The organism is Mycobacterium sp. P4_H6, assembly GCF_056400845.1.
In genome coordinates this window covers 40,087-55,441 of sequence record NZ_JBFUKN010000010.1, presented here as the reverse complement: position 1 = coordinate 55,441, position 15,355 = coordinate 40,087, and the positions used below count along the sequence as shown (strand labels likewise).

Annotated in this window: 13 protein-coding genes; all 13 read right to left on the bottom strand. The window is 68.1% G+C overall.

Annotation, left to right across the window (positions count from 1 at the left end; all coding sequences use genetic code 11):
* Nucleotides 1-45 precede the first annotated feature (45 nt).
* The 13 genes from AC1DTF_RS06365 to AC1DTF_RS06305 all read right to left on the bottom strand — a co-directional run bounded on the left by AC1DTF_RS06365 (nucleotide 46) and on the right by AC1DTF_RS06305 (nucleotide 15,338).
* A complete protein-coding gene (locus tag AC1DTF_RS06365) occupies nucleotides 46-810 on the bottom strand; it encodes an enoyl-CoA hydratase (RefSeq protein ID WP_477473462.1) in 765 nt (254 codons plus the stop codon).
* 9 nt (nucleotides 811-819) lie between these two features.
* A complete protein-coding gene (gene nuoN / locus AC1DTF_RS06360; RefSeq protein WP_477473461.1) occupies nucleotides 820-2,382 on the bottom strand; it encodes an NADH-quinone oxidoreductase subunit NuoN in 1,563 nt (520 codons plus the stop codon).
* Nucleotides 2,379-3,965, bottom strand: coding sequence for an NADH-quinone oxidoreductase subunit M (locus tag AC1DTF_RS06355; protein WP_082614157.1), 1,587 nt, complete (start codon nucleotides 3,963-3,965; stop codon nucleotides 2,379-2,381). Before AC1DTF_RS06355 ends, nuoN begins: the two co-directional genes overlap by 4 nt.
* Nucleotides 3,962-5,842, bottom strand: coding sequence for an NADH-quinone oxidoreductase subunit L (nuoL, locus tag AC1DTF_RS06350; protein WP_477473460.1), 1,881 nt, complete (start codon nucleotides 5,840-5,842; stop codon nucleotides 3,962-3,964). Before nuoL ends, AC1DTF_RS06355 begins: the two co-directional genes overlap by 4 nt.
* The gene (gene nuoK / locus AC1DTF_RS06345) at nucleotides 5,842-6,141 is read right to left on the bottom strand and encodes an NADH-quinone oxidoreductase subunit NuoK (RefSeq protein ID WP_057167596.1); all 300 of its coding nucleotides are present in this window, start codon (nucleotides 6,139-6,141) and stop codon (nucleotides 5,842-5,844) included. The genes nuoL and nuoK overlap by 1 nt, the downstream gene beginning before the upstream one ends.
* Nucleotides 6,138-6,902 (bottom strand): NADH-quinone oxidoreductase subunit J, encoded by a 765-nt coding sequence (locus tag AC1DTF_RS06340; RefSeq protein ID WP_057167595.1) that lies wholly within the window; start codon nucleotides 6,900-6,902, stop codon nucleotides 6,138-6,140. The genes nuoK and AC1DTF_RS06340 overlap by 4 nt, the downstream gene beginning before the upstream one ends.
* Entirely contained in the window at nucleotides 6,902-7,438 is a 537-nt protein-coding gene (gene nuoI, locus AC1DTF_RS06335; RefSeq protein ID WP_057167594.1) for an NADH-quinone oxidoreductase subunit NuoI, read from the bottom strand. Before nuoI ends, AC1DTF_RS06340 begins: the two co-directional genes overlap by 1 nt.
* Nucleotides 7,422-8,687, bottom strand: coding sequence for an NADH-quinone oxidoreductase subunit NuoH (gene nuoH, locus AC1DTF_RS06330; RefSeq protein ID WP_477473459.1), 1,266 nt, complete (start codon nucleotides 8,685-8,687; stop codon nucleotides 7,422-7,424). Before nuoH ends, nuoI begins: the two co-directional genes overlap by 17 nt.
* Before the next feature lie 29 nt (nucleotides 8,688-8,716).
* Nucleotides 8,717-11,089 carry an NADH-quinone oxidoreductase subunit G gene (locus AC1DTF_RS06325; RefSeq protein ID WP_477473458.1) on the bottom strand — a complete coding sequence of 791 codons (2,373 nt, stop codon included), beginning with the start codon at nucleotides 11,087-11,089 and terminating at the stop codon, nucleotides 8,717-8,719.
* Between the two features lie 97 nt (nucleotides 11,090-11,186).
* Complete coding sequence (gene nuoF / locus AC1DTF_RS06320; protein WP_477473457.1) at nucleotides 11,187-12,479, bottom strand: NADH-quinone oxidoreductase subunit NuoF; 1,293 nt, start codon at nucleotides 12,477-12,479, stop codon at nucleotides 11,187-11,189.
* Nucleotides 12,476-13,321 carry an NADH-quinone oxidoreductase subunit NuoE gene (gene nuoE, locus AC1DTF_RS06315; RefSeq protein ID WP_477473456.1) on the bottom strand — a complete coding sequence of 282 codons (846 nt, stop codon included), beginning with the start codon at nucleotides 13,319-13,321 and terminating at the stop codon, nucleotides 12,476-12,478. The genes nuoF and nuoE overlap by 4 nt, the downstream gene beginning before the upstream one ends.
* Nucleotides 13,318-14,646, bottom strand: a complete 1,329-nt coding sequence (nuoD, locus tag AC1DTF_RS06310; RefSeq protein ID WP_477473455.1) for an NADH dehydrogenase (quinone) subunit D — start codon at nucleotides 14,644-14,646, stop codon at nucleotides 13,318-13,320. Before nuoD ends, nuoE begins: the two co-directional genes overlap by 4 nt.
* The gene (locus AC1DTF_RS06305; protein ID WP_057167588.1) at nucleotides 14,646-15,338 is read right to left on the bottom strand and encodes an NADH-quinone oxidoreductase subunit C; all 693 of its coding nucleotides are present in this window, start codon (nucleotides 15,336-15,338) and stop codon (nucleotides 14,646-14,648) included. The genes nuoD and AC1DTF_RS06305 overlap by 1 nt, the downstream gene beginning before the upstream one ends.
* Nucleotides 15,339-15,355: the final 17 nt, after the last annotated feature.

Here is a 15,355-nt window from a genome sequence, read left to right as displayed (position 1 = left end):
AAGGGGACGTGCGAGTGGAGGCCTGCCGGAATACAGTTTCGGCGACTAGGTGATCTGGCTCTTGTTGCGCTCGGACACCGCGCGGAACCGGTCACCGAGGTCCCCGAACTCGCGGTGCTGGGCGAAGGCGATACGCGCCTCGGCCGCCAGCGCCGGGTCGATGACCGCCGCCGCGCCCTCGGTGTAGATCTCCTTGAGCCCCAACATCGTCGGGCCCGGCACCTCGGCGATGGCCGCGGCCAGTTCCAGGGCGCGCTCCAGTAACCGATCGTGCGCGACGACCTCGGTGACCAGGCCGATCCGTTCGGCGCGGGCCGCGTCGATGACCTCACCGGTCATCGACATCCGGCGGGCCATCGCCAGGCCGACCACCTGAGGCAGGCGCGCGGTCATCCCGCCGCCGGGCAGGATGTTCACCCGGGCGTGGGTGTCGGCGAACACCGCGCGTTCGGAGGCGACCAGGAAGTCGCAGCCCAGCGCGATCWCCAGCCCGCCGGTGAAGGTGGCGCCGTTGATGGCGCCGATGATCGGGGTGCGCATCTCCCGGACCGCGGTGATGCAGCTTTGGGAGCGGAACTCCTCGAAGTACTTGAGCCCGTCGCGGGCCGCTTCCTTGAGGTCCACGCCGGCGCAGAACGCCGGATCGGTGCCGGTGAGCACGACCGCGAGCACCGCCTCGTCGGCGTCGGCCGCCTTCAACGCCGCGTACAGCGTCCTGATCAGCTCGTGGCTCAGCGCGTTGCGGGCCTGCGGACGGTTCAGGGTCAGGACCCGCACGGCACCATGGTCGGCGGTGAGAACATCGCTCATCGTCCGAACCTAGCCCACGAACTTTTGCGCCTGGTTCACCAGATCCAGCAGCGGTTGTGGCAGCGCCCCGAGCGCGAACGTGACGGCGGCGGTGACGGTGACCGCACCCGTGGTGAGCAGGCTGGGCACCACGACGACGGGGGCATCCTCGGGCGGGTCGGTGAAGAACATCAGCACGATCACCCGCACATAGAAATACGCGGCCACCGCGCTGGCGATGACGCCGATGACCACCAGCGGTCCCGCTCCGCCCTCGGCGGCCGCCTTGAACACCGCGAACTTGCTGACGAAGCCACTGGTCAGCGGRATACCGGCGAAGGCCAGCAGGTATAGCGAAAACACCACGCCCACCACCGGATAGCGCCGGCCCAGGCCGGCCCACCGGGTCAGCGTGGTTTCCTCCTCGCCGTCGGCGCTGCGCACCAGACCGGCCAGCGCGAAGGCACCCAGGGTGCTGAAGCCGTAGGCGAACAGGTAGAACAGCGTCGCCGCGACCCCGGCGCCGTTCAGCGCGATGACGCCGGTGAGGATGAACCCGGTGTGCGCCACCGCCGAATAGGCCAGCATCCGTTTGACATCGCTCTGGGACACCGCGGTGATGGTGCCGACCACCATGGTGACGATCGCGATCACCCACAGCATCGGCTGCCAGTCATCGGCGAGTCCGGGCAGCGCGACATAGAAGATGCGCAGCATGGCGCCGAACGCGGCGATCTTGGTGGCGGCCGCCATGAACGCGGTGACCGGGGTGGGGGCGCCCTGATAGACGTCGGGGATCCAGGAATGGAACGGCACCGCACCGACTTTGAACAGGATGCCGACGGCGACGAGCCCCACCCCGACCAGCGCCAGGGTGGTGTTGTCCCGGTCGGCCTGCACGGCGGTGGCGATGTCATCGAGGCCGAAGCCGCCGGRATACCCGTACAGCATCGCGATTCCGTACAGGAAGAACGCCGAGGAGAACGCACCGAGCAGGAAGTACTTGAGTGCGGCTTCCTGCGACACCAGCCGGCGCCGCCGGGCCAGACCGCACATCAGGTACAGCGGCAGCGAGAGCACCTCCAGGGCGACGAACATGGTCAACAGATCGTCGGCGGCCGGGAACAGCATCATGCCGCCGAGCGCGAACATCGTCAGCGGGAAGATCTCGGTCTGCGCGACAACGGCTTTGACGGCCACCTTCTCGGCCAGACTGCCCGGCACCGCGGCGGCCTGCGGGGTGAACGCGTCCAGCCCGGCCTCACCGCCGGCGCCGATCCGCCGCTCGGCGATCAGCAACACACCGAGGAGCCCGATCAGCAGCAGCAGCCCCTGCAGGAACAACGCGGGCCGGTCGACGACGAGGGAGCCCACCGCCGCGGTATTGCCGGGCGAGTCGCCGAGTTCGGTGTGCACCCAGACGACGGCGCCCAGCGCGGCCAGCTGACCGCCCAGGGCCAGTGCCAGTTGGGTGGCGTAGCGGGCGCGGCGCGGCAGGAACGCCTCCACGAGCACGCCGAGGACGGCGACGCCCAGCACGATGAGAAACGGTGAGAGCTGGCCGTATTCGATGGACGGTGCCTCGATGGTCATTTCGCCGGTCCTTCCGCCGTGGCGGGTACCGGGTCCTGGACGTCGATGGTGGTCAGCGTGTGCGTGACGGCCGGGTTGATGACATCGAGCGCCGGTTTGGGATACACCCCGAGCACCAGCAGCAGGGCGATCAGCGGGGCCACCACGATCAGTTCCCGCGGTATCAGGTCCCGGACCGATTCGTTGCCGGCGGTGACCGGTCCGGTCATCATCCGCTGATAGGCCCACAGGATGTAGATCGCCGACAGCACGAGTGCGCTGGCCGCGACCACCGCGAGCACCGGGAACCGGGTGAACGTACCGATCAGGACCAGGAATTCGCTGATGAACGGCGCCAGCCCGGGCAGCGACAGGGTGGCCAGGCCGGCGACCAGGAAGGTACCCGCCAGCACCGGGGCGACGCGCTGTACGCCGCCGAAGTCGGCGATGAGCCGGGTACCTCTGCGCGACACCAGGAATCCGGCGATCAGGAACAGCGCGGCGGTGGAGATGCCGTGGTTCACCATGTACAGCGTCGAGCCGGCCTGGCCCTGGCTGGTCATCGCGAAGATGCCCAGGATGATGAAACCGAAATGCGATATCGAGGTGTAGGCGATCAGCCGCATCACATCGGTCTGGCCGATCGCGACGACCGCGCCGTAGACGATCCCGATGACGGCCAGCGTGATGATCAGCGGCTGGAAGTATTTCGCGGCGTCGGGAAACAGTTGCAGGCAGTAGCGCAGCATCCCGAAGGTGCCGACCTTGTCGACGACGGCCATCATCAACACCGCGGTCGCCGGGGTGGATTCGACCGCGGCATCGGGCAGCCAGCGGTGGAACGGCCACAGCGGCGCCTTCACCGCGAACGCGAACATGAAACCGAGGAACAGCGCGTTCAGCAGCGCCGGGTCGATGTTCAGTTCGCCGTTGGCGACGGCCGCGGCGATGGCCCGGAAGTCGAAGGTGCCCGAATCGAAAGCGTCGCTGCTCGCGGTCACCACGTAGAGGCCGATGACGGCGGCCAGCATGATGAGCCCGCCGAACAAGTTGTACAGCAGGAACTTCACCGCCGCCTTGGACCGTCCGGCGCCACCGAACCCGCCGATGAGGAAGTACATCGGGATGAGCATCGCCTCGAAGAACACGTAGAACAGCAGCACGTCGAGCGCCATCAGTGAGATCAGCACCATGGCCTCGACGGCCAGCGTCAGCGCCAGGTAGCTCTGTGTGGACCGGTTGCCGAAGCTGCTGTCACCGAACCGGTTTCCCGTCGCTGCGCTCGCCTCGGCGTCGTTCCAGCCGGCCACGATCAGCAGCGGCACCAGCACCGCCGTCAGCACCACCAACGCCAGCGCGATTCCGTCCAGGCCCAGGATGTAACCGGTGCCGAAGGTCGGGATCCACGGATAGTCCTCGACGAACTGGAACTGCGCCCCGGCCGGATCGAACTGGACGGCCAGCACGGCGGCCAGCACGAGAACCAGCAGCGAGACCCCCAGCGCCGCATATTTGGCGAGAGCTTTGGACGGCAGCAGGATCACCGCCACGGCACCGACCATCGGCACCACCCACAGCGCGGTCAGCACGCCGATCCCGTTCACCAGACCCTCACCACCAGAATCGCGCCGATGACCAGGACGGTGCCGGCCAGCATGGACAACGCATAGGACCGGGCGAACCCGTTCTGCCACTGCCGCATCCGCTGCGAGGCACCCGCCACACCGGAGGCCAGTCCCCGCGTGACACCCTCGACCGCGTCATCGTCGAGTTCGACCAACCCCGCGGTGAACTGCGCGCCGGGACGCATCAACACCCGTTCGTTGAAGGCGTCGCCGTAGAGGTCGCGGCGGGCGGCCGAGGTCAGCGCGGACCCGGCCGGCGCGATCTCGGGGACGGGCCGGGTGGCGTACATGCGGTAGGCGACGCCGATGCCGATCGCGACCACCGACAGGGTGATGGTGGTCATCACCCAGACCGGGACGACGTGGTGGGCCTCGTGGGCGCCGACCACCGGTTCCAGCCAGTGCGCCAGCGTGCCACCGACGGCCAGCAGCGCGCCGGCCCCGACGGATCCGACGGCCAGCACCAACATCGGGGCGGTCATGACCGCGGGGGATTCGTGTGGGTGCGTGTTCGGTTTCCAACGGCGCTCACCAAAGAACGTCAAGAGCATCACCCGCGTCATGTAGAACGCGGTGATCCCCGCACCGAGCAGGGTCGCACCGCCCAACAGCAGACCCTTGACTCCGCCTGCGGCGAAGGCGGTTTCGATGATCGCGTCCTTGGAGAAGAAGCCGGAGAACGGCGGCACCCCGATGATCGCGAGATAGCCGAGGCCGAAGGTCACGAAGGTGATCGGCATGACCGACCGCAGCCCGCCGTAGCGGCGCATGTCGGTTTCGTCGTTCATCCCGTGCATCACCGAGCCGGCGCCCAGGAACAGCCCGGCCTTGAAGAAGCCGTGGGTGAGCAGGTGCATGATCGCGATGGCGTACCCGGCGGGTCCCAGCCCGGCGGCGAGCACCATGTAGCCGATCTGGCTCATCGTCGACGCGGCGAGGGCCTTCTTGATGTCGTCCTTGGCGCAGCCGATGACCGCACCGAACAGCAGGGTGACGGCGCCGACGACGGCGACTGCGGTCTGCGCTTCGGGCGCCAGGTTGAACACCGGCCCGGACCGCACGATGAGGTACACGCCGGCGGTGACCATGGTGGCCGCGTGGATCAGCGCGGAGACCGGCGTCGGGCCCTCCATGGCGTCGCCCAGCCAGGACTGCAGCGGCACCTGCGCGGACTTACCGCATGCGGCCAGCAGCAACAGCAACCCGATGGCGTTCAGTGTCCCGCCGGACAGCTCCGGGGCGGCCGCGAATACGCCGGTATACGAGACGGTTCCGGTGGCGGTGAACATCACCATCAGGGCGACCGCCAACCCGATATCGCCGACCCGGTTGACCACGAACGCCTTCTTGGCCGCGGTGGCCGCGCTCGGTTTGTGCGACCAGAACCCGATCAGCAGATAGGACGCCAGGCCGACGCCCTCCCAGCCCATGTACAGGCCCAGATAGTTGTCGGCCAGCACGAGCAGCAGCATGGCCGCCAGGAACAGGTTCAGGTAGGCGAAGAATCGTCGGCGCTCGGCGTCGTGGGCCATGTAGCCGATCGAGTACAGGTGGATCAGCGATCCGACGCCGGTGATCAGCAGCACGAAGCAGATGGACAGCTGGTCGACCTGTAACCCGAAGTCGACGCGCAACTCACCGGCAGGCACCCAGGAGAACAGCGTCTGGTGCAGCGTCCGGTCCTCGGCGGGGCGGCCCAGCAGCTGGGTGAACAGCACCACCGCGACCACGAAGGACGCTGCGGCGGCGGCCAGCCCGAGCAGGTGCCCCCACGCATCGGTGGCCCGGCCGCCGAGCAGTAGCAGCGCCGCCCCGGCCAGTGGCAGGGCGATCAGTAGCCAACTGAGGTTGCCCACTAATGCCTCAGCAGACTGGCGCCGTCCACCGACGCCGACCGGCGCGCCCGGAAGATCGCCATGATGATGGCCAGCCCGACCACCACCTCACAGGCGGCCACCACCATGGTGAAGAAGGCGACCACCTGGCCGTCGAGGTGACCGTGCATGCGGGAGAACGTCACGAACGCCAGGTTCGCGGCGTTGAGCATCAGCTCGACGCACATGAACATGATGATGGCGTTGCGGCGCAGCAGCACTCCGGCAGCCCCGATGGTGAACAGCAGGGCCGACAGGAACAGGTAGTTCGCCGGGTTCATTCGTCATCCTCGGTTCTCACGCGGCCGCGGGGCACCAGCACCGAGCTGACCGAGGTGCGTGCGCCGGTCCCGTCGGGCAGCCGTGCAGGCACGTCGACCGCGTTGTGCCGGGCGTACACACCGGGATTGGGCATCGGGGTCGGATGCCCGCCGGGGGCGAAACGTTCGGCGGCCATCTCGCGCTGGGTCTTGCGGCGGTCGAAGCGCTCCCGGTGGGCCAGTACCATCGCGCCCAGCGTCGCCGTGATCAGCAGCGCGCTGGTCAACTCGAACGCCCACACGTAACGGGTGAAGATCAGCACCGCCAGGCCCTCGACGTTGCCGCCTCCGTTGGCCTGGTCGAGGCCGGCGAATCCGGTGACCGAGGCATTGCCGATCGCGCCGATCAGCAGAACCCCGAACCCCACACCCACCACGATCGCCGAGATCCGTTGACCGCGGATCGTTTCCACCAGTGACTCCGAGGAGTCGACACCGATGAGCATCAGCACGAACAGGAACAGCATCATCACCGCACCGGTGTAGACGACGACCTGCACCACACCCAGGAACACCGCGTCCTGTGCGATGTAGAGCACCGCCAGGTTGATCATCGTGATGGCCAGGAAGATCGCCGAGTAGACCGCCTTGGTCGCCGTGACCACGCCGAGGGCGCTGCCCACGATCACCGCGCCCAGGATCCAGAACAGCAGCGCCTCGGTGGTCGAGGTGCGGGTCAGTACCTCGCCGTCTATCGCGGCCGCCAGCACGTCCAGGGTCATCAGGCCGTCTCCGGCTGCTGGATCAGTCCGATGGCGTTGATGTTGCCGCGGTAGTAGTCCTCATCGGTGCTGCCCGGCGCCATCGCGTGCGGGGGCGGGGTCATGTCGGCGGCCAGTGGGGCGAGCAACTTGTCCTTGCCGTAGATGAGGTCCGCCCGGTTGTCATCGGCCATCTCGTAGTCGTTGGTCATGGTGAGCGCCCGGGTCGGGCAGGCCTCGATGCACAGCCCGCAGCCGATGCAGCGCAGATAGTTGATCTGGTACACCTGCCCGTAGCGCTCGCCCGGTGAGAACCGTTGCTGCTCGGTGTTGTCCGCACCTTCGACGAAGATGGCGTCCGCGGGGCAGGCCCAGGCGCACAGCTCGCAGCCGATGCACTTCTCCAGCCCGTCGGCATACCGGTTGAGCTGATGTCTGCCGTGGTAGCGCGCCGCGACGGGGCCGGGCTCCTCGGGGTACTGCTCGGTGATCGGCTTCTTGAACATCGCCTTGAACGTGACGCCGAACCCCGCCAGCGCATCACCGGTTTTGGACATCTTGATGCTCCTTCGGTTCCTCGCGCAGCGGACGCGGAATATTCGGTATCGGCGGGATCGGGTAGACGCTGACCGCGCCCGGATCCGTGGGCAGGCTGAAGGTCGGGATGGCGTTGCGTCGCAACGAACGGCGGATCATCAGGATCAGCACCACCGCGACCACGGCGCCGAGACTGATCACCATGGCCACCCAGATCGGCGAGCCCTGCCCGCGCAGCGTCCGGGTGATGGCGACGACGACGATCCAGCCGAGCGACACCGGGATGAGCAGCTTCCAGCCCAGCGCCATGAACTGGTCGTAGCGCAGCCGGGGCAGGGTGGCGCGCAGCCACATGAACAGGAAGAGGAAGGCCCACACCTTCCCGACGAACCACAGCAGCGGCCACCATCCCGAGTTGGCGCCGTCGATCATGTTGAACGGGAACGGGGCCTGCCAGCCGCCGAGGAACATCGTGGTGGCCAGGGCCGACACCGTCGTCATGTTGACGTACTCGGCGAGCATGAACATCGCGAACTTCAGCGAGGAGTATTCGGTGTGGAATCCGCCGACGAGTTCGCCCTCGGCCTCCGGCAGGTCGAACGGTGCCCGGTTGGTTTCGCCGACCATGGAGGTCACGTACACCAGGAACGAGGGCAGCAGCAGGAACACGAACCAGGTGCTGTGCTGGGCGGCGACGATGCCGGAGGTGGACATGGTGCCGGCGTAGAGGAACACGGCGACGAAGGACAGCGCCATCGCGATCTCGTAGGAGACCACCTGGGCGCTGGAGCGCAGACCGCCCAGCAGTGGGTAGGTCGATCCGGAAGCCCACCCCGCCAACACGATTCCGTACACCCCGACCGAGGTGACCGCCAGCACGTAGAGCACGGCGACCGGCAGGTCGGTGAGTTGCAGTGCGGTGGTGTGGCCGAAGACCGACACCAGGCCGCCCATCGGGATGACGGCGAACGCCATGATCGCCGGGATGACGGCGATCACCGGCGCCATCAGATAGATCGGTTTGTCGACACCGGTCGGGATGAGGCCCTCTTTGAGGGCGAGTTTGACGCCGTCGGCCAGGCTCTGCAACAACCCGAACGGGCCGACCCGGTTGGGGCCGAACCGCATCTGCATGCGGCCCAGGATCTTCCGTTCGGCGAGGATGGCCACCAGCACGGTGAGCAGCAGGAACACGAAGATCAGCAGACACTTGACGAGCATCAGCCACCACGGGTCGTGGCCGAATGAGCTGAGATTCGGCATGTTCATGGGCGATCCCGCTTCGCTTCTCGCCTGCGTCATACCGGCTCGATCCGGACCGTGTCGCCGTTCGTTGCGCCCAGGACCCGGTACACCGACCCGGCGGAATTCAGCGGCACCCACACCACCCGGTCGGGCATCTCGGTGACCGCCACCGGCAGGCTCAGCTCACCGCGGTCGGTGCTGACGCGCACCGCAGCGCCGTCGGCGCAACCGATCTCGGAGGCCGTCGCCTCGGACAGCCGGACCACCGCGGGACGCGCGGTGCCGGCCAGGTGCGGTTCGCCGTCCTGCAGGCGTCCGTCGTCGAGCAGCATCCGCCAGCCGGTCAGCACGGCCTCACCGGGCCCGGGTTGCGGCGGCTCGGCCGCGGGCACGGTCGGCGCGGCGGGACGCGGGCCCTGCCAGCTGCCGAGCCGTTCGATATCGGCGCGCACGGTGGCCGCGTCGGTCAGCCGCAGATCCACCCCGACCTCATCGGCGAGGGCGGCCAGCACCCGCATATCGGCGGTGGCGACCGGCGGCAGCGCGGCGCCGAACGGACGATGGCGGCCCTCCCAGTTCACAAAGGTGCCCGCCTTCTCGGCGACCGGCGCGACCGGGAACACCACGTCGGCGCGCTCGGTGACGGCGCTGTGCCGTAACTCCAAGCTGACGACGAACGGTGCTGCCTCCAGCGCGGCAACGGCCGCTTCGGGGTCGGGCAGATCGTCGACCTCGACGCCACCGATGAGCAGTGCCTGGATATCGCCGGCGGCGGCCGCGGCCAGGATCGCGCCGGTGTCGCGGCCGGGCCGGGCGGGCAGTTCTTCCACGTTCCAGGCGCGCGCCACCTCACCGCGGGCAGCGGCATCCTCGACGGGGCGGCCGCCGGGCAGCAGATGCGGTGCGGCACCGGCTTCCAACGCGCCGCGCTCACCGGCCCGGCGCGGTATCCAGCCCAGTCTGGCTCCCGTCGCCGCGGCCAGCCGGATCGCCGCGGAGAAGGCGCCGGGGGAGCCGGCCAGGCGTTCACCGACGAGGATGAGCGCGTCGGGCGGCAGGTCGTCCGTCAGGCCGTCCAGCGCGGCGGCCTCACCGCCCGGCGCGGCCGGAATGTGCCGGCCGCCCATCTTGTCCAGCCCCCGGGTCGCGAACGGACCCACCGACAGCACCGGCAGACCGCGTTTGCGGAAGGCCTTGCGCAGCCGCAGGAAAACGATCGGTGATTCCTCTTCGGGTTCGAAACCGGCCAGCAGCACGGCGGGCGCGGACTCGATGTCGGCGTAGCTGACCGACTGCGGCAATCCGGCGACGGCGTGTGCCAGGAACTGGGCCTCCTCCGCCGAATGGGCCCTGCTGCGGAAGTCGATGTCGTTGGTGTGCAGCATGATCCGGGCAAACTTGGCGTAACCGTAGGCGTCCTCCATGGTGGCGCGGCCGCCGACCAGGACACCGGCCCGTCCGGCCGCGGCGGTCAGGCCGCGTACCGCGATCGCCACCGCCTCCGACCAGGACGCCGGTCGCTGGCTGCCATCGGGGTCGCGGACCAGGGGAGTGGTGATGCGGTCACCTTGGCGGCCATAGGTGAACGCCCAGCGGCCCTTGTCGCAGTTCCACTCCTCGTTGACCTCGGGGTCGTCTCCGGCCAGTCGCCGCAACACCTTTCCGCGGCGGTGGTCGGTGCGTTGCGCGCAGCCCGACGCGCAGTGTTCGCACACACTCGGTGAGGACACCAGGTCGAAGGGCCGCGCCCGGAAGCGGTAGGCGGTCCCGGTGAGGGCGCCGACCGGGCAGATCTGCACGGTGTTGCCGGAGAAGTAGGAGTCGAACGCCTCCCCGGAGGCGATGCCGACCTGTTGCAGCGCGCCACGTTCCAGGAGTTCGATGAACGGGTCGCCGGCGATCTGGTTGGAGAACCGGGTACACCGCGCGCACAGCACGCAGCGTTCGCGGTCCAGCAGCACCTGGGCGGACAGGTTGATCGGCTTGGGGAAGGTGCGCTTGACGTCGGTGAAGCGGGAGTCGCTGCGGCCGTTGGACATCGCCTGGTTCTGCAGCGGGCATTCGCCGCCCTTGTCGCAGACCGGGCAGTCCAGGGGATGGTTGATCAACAGGAGTTCCATCACACCGTGCTGGGCCTTGTCGGCGATCTCGGAGGTCAGCTGGGTGCGCACCACCATGTCCGGGGTGACCGCGGCGGTGCACGACGCCAGCGGCTTGCGTTGCCCCTCGACCTCGACGAGGCACTGTCGGCAAGCGCCGACCGGGTCGAGCAGCGGGTGGTCGCAGAACCGGGGGATCTGGATGCCCATCAGTTCGGCGGCGCGGATCAGCAGGGTGCCTTTCGGCACGCTGACCTGGTGCCCGTCGATGGACAACTCCACCATCTCGACGGGGGTGGTCTCCTTGGCCGGATCGGCGATCGTCATGCGCGTACCCCCGTTTCTCGCGCGAGCAGACGCAAATGGCCCCGAACTAGGCCCGATTTGGTGCCTTTTGTGTCTGCTCGCCGGAACATAGTGACCCTCATGCGCCCGCTCCTTCCACGGCGAACAGCGTCGACGCGTAGGGGTCGAACGGACACCCGCCACCCAGGTGGGCCAGGTATTCGTCGCGGAAGTACTTGATGGACGAGATGATCGGGCTGGCCGCACCGTCCCCGAGTGCGCAGAACGACTTGCCGAGAACGGCATCGGAGATGTCGAGCAGCTTGTCGATGTCCTCGGGCGTGCCGGCCCCATCTTCGAGGCGCTGGTAGATCTGGGCCAGCCAGTAGGTGCCCTCCCGGCACGGGGTGCATTTGCCGCAGGACTCGTGGGCGTAGAACTGCGTCCACCGCCGCACCGCGCGCACCACGCAGGTGGTCTCGTCGAAGATCTGCAGCGCCTTGGTGCCCAGCATCGATCCCACGCCGGCCACCCCCTCGTAATCCAGTGGCACATCCAGGTGTTCAGGGGTCAGCAGCGGGGTCGACGACCCACCCGGCGTCCAGAACTTCAGCTGGTGGCCGGCCCGCACGCCGCCGGCGTAGTCGAGCAGTTCGCGCAGCGTGATGCCCAATGGGGCCTCGTACTGGCCGGGGCGGGTGACGTGACCCGACAGCGAGTACAGCGTGAAGCCGGGCGATTTGTCCGAGCCCATGGACTTGAACCAGTCCACACCGCGGGCGACGACAGCGGGCACGCTGGCAATGGATTCGACGTTGTTCACCACGGTGGGGCAGGCGTAGAGGCCGGCGACGGCGGGGAACGGTGGCCGCAACCGGGGCTGGCCGCGGCGGCCCTCCAGGGAGTCGAGCAGTGCGGTTTCCTCGCCGCAGATGTAGGCGCCTGCGCCGGCGTGTACGACGAGGTCGACACCGGATCCCAGATAGCCCGCATCGTAGGCTTCGGCGACCGCGGCCTGCAGGCGCCGCAGCACCGGCACCACCTCGCCGCGCACGTAGATGAACGCATACCGGGCCCGGATCGCGTAGGCCGCGATGATCGCGCCCTCGATGAGCACATGCGGTGACGCCATCATCAGCGGGATGTCCTTGCACGTACCGGGTTCCGACTCGTCGGCATTGATCACCAGGTAGTGCGGTTTGGCGCCGGCGCCCTCGGTGCCCTGCGGGATGAACGACCACTTCTGTCCGRTCGGGAAACCCGCCCCGCCCCGGCCGCGTAGTCCGGACTCCTTGACCAGGGCGATCACGTCGTCGGGCGCCATGTCGAGCGCCTTCGTCAGCGCCCGGTAACCCCCCTGGCGGCGGTAGGCGTCCAGGGTCCAGGACGACGGCTGATCCCAGTGCTTGCTCAAAACGGGTGCGAGCGTCACGGTCGGTCCCCGTTCTTCGGCGGCAGGTCGGCCGACGGCGCGGGAGCCGGTTCGTTGCGCGCCGTTTCCTCGGCGATCCGCTCGTCATCGGGACCGCTTGCCGTGGAGCCGTTTTCTGCGGTCGCGGGAGCGGCCATGCCCCGCTCGTGGGCGACCGCCAGGCCCGCGAGCGTGGCATCGCCGGGTTGCGCGTCATTCGCGCCGGGTCGTTGATCGGGAAAGCCGGCGAGGATGCGGGCCGTCTGCTTGAAGGTGCACATCGGCGCGCCGCGCGTCGGCGTGACCGGTGCGCCGGACCGGAGATCATCGACGAGATCGCGCGCCGACGACGGGGTCTGGTTGTCGAAGAACTCCCAGTTGACCATCACCACCGGGGCGTAGTCGCACGCGGCGTTGCATTCGATGTGTTCCAGCGTGACCGAACCGTCCGCGGTACTCTGCCCGGCGTGGATGCCGAGGTGATCCTGCAGCACCTCCAGGATGGCGTCGCCGCCCATGACCGCGCACAACGTGTTGGTGCAGACCCCGACGAGGTAGTCACCGGTGGGGGTGCGTCGGTACATCGAGTAGAACGTGGCGACGGCGGTGACCTCGGCGGGGGTGAGGCCGAGTTGTGCAGCGCAGAAACCGATTCCGGCCGGCGTCAGGTAGCCGTCCTGGGCCTGCACCAAGTGCAGCAGCGGCAGCAGTGCCGACCGGGCGACCGGATAGCGTGCGATGATCTGGCGGGCGTCGTCGGAGAGACGTTCGGTCACCTCGTCCGAATAGCGTTGCGGCCCCGCGCTGATCGGGGGCCCGGATTCGTCCGGGCGTTGCCCCAGCTGCAGTTCGACCAGAGTCACCTGTCCACCCCTCCCATCACCGGATCGATCGATGCCACCGCGGAGATCGCGTCGGCGACCATGCCGCCCTCACACATGGCGGCCACCGCCTGCAGATTGGTGAATGACGGATCGCGGTAGTGCACGCGGTACGGGCGGGTGCCGCCGTCGCTGACCATGTGCACGCCGAGTTCGCCGCGCGGTGACTCGACGGCGACGTATACCTGCCCGGCCGGCACCCGGATGCCCTCGGTGACCAGCTTGAAGTGATGGATGAGGGCCTCCATCGAGGATCCCATGATCTTCGCGATGTGCTCGGGGGAGTTGCCCAGACCGTCCGGGCCGATCTTGAGATCGGCCGGCCAGGCCAGCTTCTTGTCGGTCAGCATCACCGGACCGGGCTTCAACCGGGCGACGCACTGTTCGACGATCTTCAGCGACTCCTTCATCTCGTCGACGCGAATCAGATAGCGCCCGTAAGCATCACAGCCGTCGTCGGTGCACACCTCGAAGTCGTAGGTCTCGTACCCGCAGTACGGTTGGGCGCGGCGCAGGTCGTGCGGCAGCCCGGTGGAACGCAGTACCGGTCCGGTGATGCCCAGCGCCATGCATCCGGTCAGGTCCAGGTATCCGATGCCCTGGGTGCGGGCCTTCCAGATGTAGTTTTCCCGCAGCAGCTTTTCCAGGTCGCGCAGGCCCTCCGGCAGCGTCTTGAGCAGTTCGCGCAACTGGGGCAGGGCCTCGTCGGGTAGATCCGAGGCCAGCCCGCCGGGCCGGATGAAGGCGTGGTTCATCCGCAGACCGGTGATGGTCTCGAACATGCTGAGGATGGCCTCGCGCTCGCGGAACCCGAAGAACATGGCCGACATTGCGCCCAGTTCCATACCGCCGGTGGCCAGTGCGACCAGGTGGCTGGAGATGCGGTTGAGCTCCATCAGCATCACCCGGATGATGCCGGCGCGTTCGGGGATGTCGTCGGTGACGCCGAGCAGCTTTTCCACGCCGAGGCAGTAGGCGGTCTCGTTGAAGAACGGGGACAGGTAGTCCATCCGGGTCACGAAGGTAACGCCCTGAGTCCAGTTGCGGTACTCGAGATTCTTCTCGATCCCGGTGTGCAGATAGCCGATTCCGCACCGGGCCTCGGTGATGGTCTCGCCTTCGATCTCCAGGATCAGCCGCAGCACGCCGTGCGTGGACGGGTGCTGCGGGCCCATGTTGACGACGATGCGTTCACCGGCGTGTTCGCGCGCGGCGGCCACCACCGCATCCCAGTCCTGACCGCCGACCATGACGACGGGTGGTTCGCTTGCGGGTGGGGTGGTGGAAGGCGTGCTACGGCCTGACATCAGTTGTATGACCTCCGCTCGTCGGGCGGCGGTATCTGCGCCCCGTGGTACTCCACGGGGATGCCGCCCAACGGGTAGTCCTTGCGTTGCGGATGCCCCACCCAGTCGTCGGGCATCTCGATGCGGGTCAGCGACGGGTGCCCGTCGAAGATGATCCCGAAGAAGTCGTAGGTCTCGCGCTCGTGCCAGTCGGTGGTCGGATACACCGGGAACAGCGACGGGATGTGCGGATCGGTATCGGGGGCGGCGACCTCCACCCGAAGCCTACGGTTGTGCGTGATCGACATGAGCGGGTACACCGCGTGCAACTCGCGGTCCTGCTCCTGCGGATAGTGCACACCCGAAACACCCAGACAGAGCTCGAATCTCAGCGCGGGATCGTCGCGCAGCGACTGGGCCACCAGCGGCAGGTGCTCACGGCGGACCTCGAGGGTGAGTTCGTCGCGGAACACCACCACACGTTCGACAGCGGCGCTGAACCGGTCGGTTCCCAGCCCGGCGATCAGCGCATCCACCACCTCGTCGAAGTAGCCGCCGTAGGGCCGCGGTGAACTGCCCGGCAGCGAGACCTCGCGGACGAGCCGGCCGTAACCCGAGGTGTCCCCGCTGCCGGTGACACCGAACATGCCGCGGCGGGTGCCGATGACTTCTCGATCCGTCATGCGATCCCCTCGCAGGCTCGGGTCTCGCACGGTGTCTGTCGATTCGC